The following is an 8101-nucleotide window of genomic DNA, read 5'->3' as shown; positions in this document are numbered from 1 at the left end:
TGATGTTGACGGTCGAGATCTTCACACCGTTGGTCCTGGCATCGTCGAGCAGGTTCACTCCGTCCTGGGTCAGGCCCTCCGGCATGACCGGGAGCGTGAAGGACACGTCCAGTCCCGGGTGTCGCTGCTGCAGCTTGGCGATGGCCTGGGCGCGGCGGGTGTTCGCGGCCGCGTTCGGCAGCGCGCCGCCCTCGACGTCGAAGTCGACCTTGGTGAGTTTGTACGCGTCCACGACCTTCCCGTACGCCGCCGCCAGCGTGTCCGCCGAGGAGCAGGTCGTGGCCAGTTCCGAGCCGGATGCGCCGCCGAAGGAGACCCGGACGTCGCCGCCCTTGGCGCGCAGGGCGCCGATCTGTGCGGCCACCGCGTCGTTGCCCAGGTCGGAGACGCCGCCCCACTTGGGGGTGCAGCCGCCACCGTCGGTCACGAACGCCAGGTTGTAGTTCTTCACACCGGTCGCGTCAGCCGCGGCGGCCAGGTCGAAGGCCGGGTAGAGGGAGGTGTCGACGTACGGGGAGAAGCCGGCGCTCGTGGTGGATCCGGTGCCGGTGCCGCCCCCGGTGGTCTGCGTGGCGGTGGGCGACGGCGTGGCGGTCGAGGGCGGGGTGGGCGCCGGGGTAGGGGACTGGGTCGGGCGGCCGCTGGGCTGCGGGGTCGTGCCGTCGTCGGCGGAACACTTCGCGCCGTCGATGAGACAGCCCGTCGGATCGCCGGAGCCGCTGACCACGAAGCCGACGGTCACCGACTCGCCCGCCGCGAGACCGTCCTTGTCCCAGGACGGCGGCTTCACGGTGACGTGCTGTCCGCTCACCGCCGACGTGCCGTCCCACAGCGAGCTGAGCTTCGCACCCGGGGGAAGGTCGAACTGCAGCGTCCAGTCGGCCTTGGCCTGGCCGCTGTCGTTCGTGATCACGTACTGCGCGGTGTAGCCCGTCGACCAGGTGCTGGTCTTCGTGTACGCCGCGCCGACGTCGGCGGCGTGCGCCGTGCCGGTGACGACGAGGGCGCCACCGCCGACCACGACGGCGGCGACCGTGCCGCCGATCGCCTTGTTTCTGCCGCTGATCCCGCGCCGGTGCGCCTTGCTCATCGCGTGCCTGCCTTCGCTGTTACGAGGGGTGGATGCGGCAGCACGCTAGCGAGCCGATAGGGGACAAAACGCCTGATCCGGGCGGGCGTTGAGGATCTTAGGGTGCGCTTAAGGAAGGGATCGGGGGCGGTTAAAGGTAGAGACCAATATGCGGCGGCGTCTTCGGCGTACGCGGTGGCCGCGCCGTGTCGGGGCCCGTCCGTCCAGCTGGAACCAGAGCCGCACCTCCGTACCGCCCAGCACCGAGGAGCCGATCCGTACGTCGCCGCCGGTCGACTCGGCGAGCCTGCGCACGATGTCCAGGCCGAGGCCCGTCGAGCCGTCGCTGCCCGAGCCGCGACCGCGGGCCATCGCCACCTGCGGGTCCGGTATGCCGGGCCCGGCGTCGGACACCAGCACGATCACCGCGTCCTCGGCGTTGTGCACGTCGACCGCGAACGCCGTGCCCTCCGGGGTGTGCCGGAAGACGTTCCCGAGCAGGGCGTCCAGCGCGGCGGCGAGGTCGGACCGCGCGACGGGTATGCGGACCGGACGGTCGGCCCCGGCCACCCGCCACTTGCGGCCCTCGTCCTCGGCGAGCGCCGACCAGAACGCCATCCGCTCGCGCACCACCTCCGCCGCGTCGCACCCGGCGCCCGGTCCGGCCGCCGCCGTCTGCGGCTTGGCCTCGCGGGCCGTACGGATGATCGTGTCCACCTCGCGCTCCAACTGCGCCACCGCCTGACGGGTCTGCTCGGCGGCCGGCCCTTCGCCGAGCGAGGCCGCGTTCAGCCGCAGCACGGTCAGCGGGGTCCGCAGGCGGTGGGACAGGTCGGCCGCCAGCTCCCGTTCGTTCGCGAGGAGTTGTACGACCTGGTCGGCCATCGAGTTGAACGCGACCGCCGCCGCGCGCAGTTCGGCCGGCCCGTCCTCGGGCACACGTGCCCCGAGCTGCCCCTCCCCCAGGTCGTGCGCCCCCTCGGCCAGGCGCCGCGCGGGCCGCACCATCCGCACGCCGAGCCGGTCGGCGACCGCCACCGAGCCGATGATCAGCGCGACGCCGACCGCGGCGAGCACCGCCCAGGCCGTGCCGACGCCGTGCGTCACCTCGGACTCGGGCACGTAGACCTCGATCACGGCGATCGTCCCGGAGCTGAGCGCGGTGGGCTGGAGCAGCGTGGAACCGCCCGGGACCTCGGTGGTGGAGGCACGTCCGAGCCGGCGGGTGGCCGCGATGTCCTTGGCGGCGGCGCGCCGACGGCCGATGTCGACCGCTTTCGTGCCGCCCCCCGCGGGGATGTGCACCGCTATCCCGTCGCCGGAGCCCGCCGAGGCGACGACCCGCTCCAACTGGTCCCGGTCGGAGGTGATGGACAGCGCGGGCGCGATCGCGGCGGCCTGGCGCTCAGCGCCGGCGAAGGCCCGGTCGCGTGCCATCTCCTTGACGACCAGCCCGAGCGGGACCGCGAAGGCGACCACCACCATCGTGGTCACCGCCAGACACACCTTGACCAGTGCCCACCTCATGGCAGCGGCTCCGTCCGAGGCGGCTCCAGCTTCACGCCGACTCCGCGCAGGGTGTGCAGATAGCGCGGCCTGGCGGCCGTCTCACCCAACTTCCGCCTGAGCCAGGAGAGGTGGACGTCGATGGTCTGGTCGTCGCCGTACGACTGTCGCCAGACCTCCGCGAGCAGCTCCCGGCGCGGTACGACGACGCCGGGCCGGCCGGCGAGGAAGGCGAGCAGATCGAACTCACGGCGTGTCAGGTCCATGGGCACGCCGTCCAGTTCCGCGTGGCGGCGCAACGGGTCGATGGCGAGTCCGCCGACCCGGATGACGGTCGGGGGCCCGGCGTCGGCGGCGGGCGTGCGGACGCGGCGCAGCACCGCCGCGATCCGAGCCGAGAGGTGCTCGACCGAGAACGGCTTGGTCAGATAGTCGTCCGCGCCCGCGTTGAGCAGGCGGACGATCTCCGCCTCGTCGTCGCGTGCCGTGGCGATGATGACCGGGACGTCCGTGATGCCGCGCAGCATCTTCAGCGCCTCGGAGCCGTCCAGGTCGGGCAGCCCGAGGTCGAGGATGACGACGTCGAAGGGGACGTGCGCGACCTCGCGCAGCGCCTCCAGCGCGGTGCCGACGCTGCGCACGGTGTGTCCGGCCTCCGTCAGATGCCTGATGAGCGCCGAGCGTACGAACTGGTCGTCCTCGACCACGAGCACACTTGCCATGGGCGGCACCGTACGCCATGCGGGCAGGGCCGTTCGGGGCCTGTGGACAACTCCCCGCGCCGCAACGGGAGAAACGGAACTGTGTGCGACCCGTGAGACACCCGTGGGGCTGGTGAGGCAGTATGGCCGGGATGTCGAGAGGTCTCCTGCACGTACTGGCGTGGACGCTGGCCACCGGAGCGGCGGCCACGCTGTCGTGGTGGGGTGTCCACACCGTGCTGGCGGGCACCGCATACGACCCGCCGCGCGCCCTGCCCGTCACGGCGGGCGGCGCCACGACGCAGGAGTCGAGGCCACCGGCTCCCCCGACGCAGCGTCCGGTCCCGTCGAAGAGCCCGTCGCCGACGCCGGGCACGACGAGCCCGCGGCCGACGCCCTCCAAGTCCCGGGCCACGAAGCCCGGCCCGTCCACCACCGTCTCCGGCCAGGTCAAGAGCTACGACACCGCCGGCGGTCGCGTGGTCTTCGACCTGGGCACCACCTCGGCGACGCTCGTGTCGGCCACCCCCGGCACCGGCTGGTCCATGCAGGTCTGGAAGACGGAGACCTGGATCCGCGTGGAGTTCGCGTCCGGCGCCGACCGGGTGTCGGTGTTCTGCACCTGGCACGACGGTCCGCCCCACGTGGAGATCGGGAACTACTAGCCGCCACTCGGAGTCGGCGGGGTCGGCCTGTTCAGCGGAAGACCGAGGGCGGGGGTGCCGGGGACGCCACCGCCGCCGCGTCCGTGACGGCCGCCGCGCCGCCCGTGAAGTCGGTCAGCGCCTTGCCGTGCTCCACGCGCGCGGGATGCGGGTCCGAGGCGGCTCGGCGGGTCAGTTCGGCGATCGGAAGCGGGTGGCCGCAGGCAACCAGGATCGCGTTGCCGAAGCGCTTGCCACGCAGGACGGCCGGCTCGGCGATCAGTGCGAGCTCGGGGAAGACGGCCGCCGCCGTGGAGATCTGGCCGCGCAGATGGGCGAGCGGAGGGCCGTCGGCGAGATTGGCCGCGTACACACCGCCGTCCTTCAGCGCCCGGCGGACCTCGGTGAGGAACTCGACCGACGTCAGGTGCGCCGGAGTGCGCGCCCCGCTGAACACGTCCACGACGACCAGGTCGGCCCAGCCGTCCGGCACCTTGGCGAGCCCTTCCCGGGCATCCGTGGAGCGCACCCGGATCCGGGCGTTCGGGTCCAACGGCAGGGCTCGGCGCACGAGTTGGACGAGCGCCGCGTCACGCTCCACGATCTGCTGGGTGGAGCGGGGGCGGGTGGCGGCGGTGTAGCGGGCGAGGGTGAACGCGCCGCCGCCGAGGTGCACGGCGTGCACGGGACGGCCGGGCGGGGCGGCCAGGTCGATGACGTGGCCGAGCCGGCGCTGGTACTCGAAGGACAGGTGCCGCGGGTCGTCGAGGTCGACATGCGACTGCGGGGCGCCGTCGATGAGGAGGGTCCAGGCGCGCGCCCGGTCCCGGTCGGGTATCAGCTGGGCGAGTCCGCCGTCGACCGCCTCGACGACGGCCTCGGCTCCCTGCCCGCGCCGCGCGTTCCGTGACCTGCCCATCTCGCCATTATCCGGGGCGGCGCGGAGGGCGGCTCACCGAGGTCGGGCCCTGCTCGGCAACCCGGTCGGCTCACGCCCCCACCCGGCCGGACCGCGTTCGATCCGAGGTGTGGGCGGAGGCTCACCGACGGTTGCCGGCGCGGTCCCGGCCAGGCGGGCGGCTCATCGACAGTTGTCGGCGGCCTCGATCATGCGGGCCGCCTCCCCGAGGGCCGCGCGCAGGACCGCCGGGTCCGTGGCCGGCTCCGCCTCGCCGGGCGGCAGGAGCCAGCCCGTGCCCTCGACCGGGGGCAGCGGGGCGACCAGACTCATGCCGCGCCCGTCGGTCTTCGTGCACGTGCTGCCGGGGACGTCCCACGCGTCCGCCGTGCCGGGCGGTACCAGGAAGCCGAGGGTGTCGCAGTCGTCGTCGTGCAGCACGGCCCCGACGCAGTCGCCCGCGCCGCGGCGGAGGATGTCGACCGCCTCCAGCCCCTGCCGGGCGGGCACGGTCACGAGGTCGGGGGCCCGGAGCGGCGGTGCGGCGCACTCGGGGGCCGACACGGTCTGGGCGGCCTGCGGCCGTGTACGGAACTCGGTGCTGTGCGGGGTCTGCGTCCCGGCATCCACAACGGAACCCTCCTCGACGGTGAGTTGGGTCGGGAGTTCGGGCGGCTCCCGGTCCACAGGGTTCAACGCGCGGGAGCGTCAACGGCAACGGCGCAACACTGCCGCAAAGGATGGCAGTTCATGGCAGATCTCGCATGAGATATCCGGTTTGTAGCCAAACCTCGCATGACCACACCTGCGAGGAAGGTACGTTCTTGCACCGCCGGACGCAGGGAACCAACTGGCACCACGCGGACAAGCCACCCCAATCCGGCATGGTTCGACGGTTCGCACGAGAGGGCCCGGCCATGACCTCGTCCCAGACCCCCCGGCCACCACGGCCGAATCTCGCCTTCCGGCAGCTGCGCGGATCACGCTCGCCGGGCGAGTTCGCCGCGGCGGTACGGCGTGCCGCCCGCGAGATCGGCGAGCGGGTCAGCTGTGACGCGCGGTACATCGGACGCGTCGAGGCCGGCGAGATCCGTTGCCCCAACTACGCCTACGAACGAGTGTTCCTGCACATGTTCCCCGGGCGCACGCTCACGGACCTGGGGTTCGCGCCCCGCTCGGCGGTGCGCGGACGAGGGGCGCGCACCGCAGACGAGGCGCCCCCCGTACACACCAACCGCCGTCCGTATGCCCCCGATGAGCACCGGAAGGCATACGAGACGTATGACCCATCAGCCACCTACGAGTCGCACGAGTCGTACGGCACGCACGCGTACGACGCACAGAACCACGAGGAGAGCGACGTGCAGCGTCGCGCATTCATGACCGGCGGCACCGTGACGGTGGCCGCCGCCTCCCTGGGCCCCTTCGGGCTCACCCCCGGCGGCCCCGCAGCGGCCGCCGAACGCCCCGTCCACCGTGCGGGCTCGTCCGAGGCGAGCGCGCTCGAGGAGGCCGTACGAAAGATCCGCCTGCTCGACGACCGGCACGGCGCGGACGGCCTGTACCGGCGCGCGGCGGCCCCGCTGCGCGCCGCGTACGCGCTGCTCGACGCGGGTACGACCCGGCAGACGGTCGCCGACCGGCTGTACTCGGGCGCGGGCGAACTGGCCATCTCGGTGGGATGGCTGGCGCACGACTCCGGGCGTTACGACGACGCCCGCTCGCACTACGCGGAGGCGCTGGCGACAGCCCGGATGTCGGGGGATCCGGGCCTCGAGGCACACGCGTTCTGCAACACGGCGTTCCTGGCCCGTGACGCGGGCAGGCCGCGCGAGGCCGTACGGGCGGCACAGGCGGCCCAGCGTGTCGCGCGCCCGCTCGGCTCGCACCGGCTCATGTCGCTGCTCGCCCTCAGGGAGGCGGGCGGCTGGGCGGGACTCGCGGACCGGGCGGGCTGTGAACAGGCGCTCGCACGGGCGCAGGCGCTCTTCGAACGGGGGCCGTCGGACTCGGACCCCGAGTGGATGACCTTCTACGGCGAGGCCGAACTGGAGGGCCTTGAGGCGCAGTGCTGGTCGACGCTGGGCGACTGGGCGCGGGCGGCCCGGCACGCACGGAGCGCGGCGCAGCTCCAGGACCCGCACTTCACCCGGAACATCGCCCTGTACACGGCCGAACTGGCCGACGACCTGGCGCGCGGGGGTCGTCCGGACGAGGCGGCCCAGGCCGGTCACCGCGTGCTGGACCTTCTGGACCAGGTCCAGTCCTCCCGCGTCCTGACGATGCTTGCGGGCACGGCGAGGGTACTGCTGCCGCACCGGCGGGCGTCGGGGGTCTCGGCGTTCCTGGACCGGCACGCTTCGCTGCCGCGCAGTGCGTGAGCGGCCGTGGCTGCGGGCGCCGGGGGAGGTCGCGCGACCCGGCGCTACGGGGTGCCTCCCCCAAGCTCGTCGAGCAGGGACGACCCCCATCGCCCAGCGGCACGACTGCCCGCAGCCACGGCTGTCACCTACCCGGCCAAGTGGCCCAAGTCGTTCCAGGACTCGATCGCCGGCTCCCCGTAAGCCCACCCGAGCACCGAGAGCGACGTCGGATTCAGCCGTATCCGCGCCGCGAACTCCAGCGGCAGCCCCAGCCACCGCGCCCCGATCGACCGCAGGATGTGCCCGTGTGCGAACACCAGCACGTCCCGGTCCTCCGACCGCGCCCAGGCCACGACCTCGTCCGCGCGCGCGGAGACCTCCGCCAGGGTCTCCCCGCCGGGCACGCCGTCGCGCCAGATGAACCAGCCCGGCCGGATGTCCTGGATCTCGGCCGGCGTCCTCCCCTCGTACGCCCCGTAGTCCCACTCCATGAGCGTGTCCCAGACGCTCGCCCGCTCGCCGAAGCCGGCGAGTTCGCAGGTCTCACGCGCGCGTGCCAGCGGACTGGTGCGCACCTCCACTCCGGGAAGCCCGTCGAACGGCGCCCGGTGCAGCCGCTCACCGAGCAGCTTGGCGCCCCGCCGGCCCTCCTCCAGCAGCGGCACATCGGTCCTGCCGGTGTGCTTGCCGGACAGCGACCATTCCGTCTGTCCGTGCCGGGCCAGCAGGATGCGCGGTGCCATGAGAGACCTTTCCGGGAGTACTGAGCAACGACGTCACTCCATCATCGCCCACCCCGTCCCGGGGCAACCCGGGGGGCGCTCTCTGCGTCTTTGAGGTCCGGGGCGCCCCACGAACGCCAGCGCCCACACCGTAAGGTGGCACGACCGGACCGCCGGGAGCCGCGACCAGGAGCAGAA

General features: G+C 73.1%; 8 protein-coding genes. 2 read left to right on the top strand and 6 right to left on the bottom strand.

All coding sequences use genetic code 11. The annotated features are described in order from the left end of the window. The 3 genes from C3488_RS25915 to C3488_RS25905 all read right to left on the bottom strand — a co-directional run. Positions 1-1090, bottom strand: a 1090-nt coding sequence (locus C3488_RS25915; RefSeq protein ID WP_103843316.1) for a cellulose binding domain-containing protein, incomplete at its 3' end; no start/stop codon positions are given. Between the two features lie 108 nt (positions 1091-1198). After that, positions 1199-2596, bottom strand: coding sequence for a HAMP domain-containing sensor histidine kinase (locus C3488_RS25910; RefSeq protein WP_103843315.1), 1398 nt, complete (start codon positions 2594-2596; stop codon positions 1199-1201). After that, positions 2593-3297, bottom strand: a complete 705-nt coding sequence (locus C3488_RS25905) for a response regulator transcription factor (RefSeq protein ID WP_181139198.1) — start codon at positions 3295-3297, stop codon at positions 2593-2595. Before C3488_RS25905 ends, C3488_RS25910 begins: the two co-directional genes overlap by 4 nt. A gap of 131 nt (positions 3298-3428) precedes the next feature. On the opposite strand from C3488_RS25905, the gene C3488_RS25900 reads away from it, so the two are divergent. Beyond that, a complete protein-coding gene (locus C3488_RS25900; RefSeq protein ID WP_103843322.1) occupies positions 3429-3941 on the top strand; it encodes a hypothetical protein in 513 nt (170 codons plus the stop codon). A gap of 31 nt (positions 3942-3972) precedes the next feature. On the opposite strand, the gene C3488_RS25895 is transcribed toward C3488_RS25900, so the two are convergent. Both C3488_RS25895 and C3488_RS25890 read right to left on the bottom strand, forming a co-directional pair. After that, entirely contained in the window at positions 3973-4839 is an 867-nt protein-coding gene (locus C3488_RS25895) for a spermidine synthase (RefSeq protein ID WP_103843313.1), read from the bottom strand. 162 nt (positions 4840-5001) lie between these two features. Beyond that, the gene (locus tag C3488_RS25890; RefSeq protein WP_103843321.1) at positions 5002-5382 is read right to left on the bottom strand and encodes a hypothetical protein; all 381 of its coding nucleotides are present in this window, start codon (positions 5380-5382) and stop codon (positions 5002-5004) included. Positions 5383-5735: 353 nt separating this feature from the next. Here C3488_RS25890 and C3488_RS25885 point away from each other — a divergent pair, with 353 nt between their 5' ends. Continuing rightward, positions 5736-7199, top strand: coding sequence for a hypothetical protein (locus tag C3488_RS25885; protein ID WP_181139197.1), 1464 nt, complete (start codon positions 5736-5738; stop codon positions 7197-7199). A gap of 128 nt (positions 7200-7327) precedes the next feature. Here the strand turns inward: C3488_RS25885 and C3488_RS25880 are convergent, their stop codons facing one another. Continuing rightward, positions 7328-7924, bottom strand: a complete 597-nt coding sequence (locus C3488_RS25880; protein ID WP_103843312.1) for a histidine phosphatase family protein — start codon at positions 7922-7924, stop codon at positions 7328-7330. Positions 7925-8101 lie beyond the last annotated feature (177 nt).

The sequence above is a fragment of the Streptomyces sp. Ru72 genome (assembly GCF_002920635.1).
GTDB lineage: Bacteria > Actinomycetota > Actinomycetes > Streptomycetales > Streptomycetaceae > Streptomyces.
This window is presented reverse-complemented; position numbering and strand designations above follow the sequence as displayed.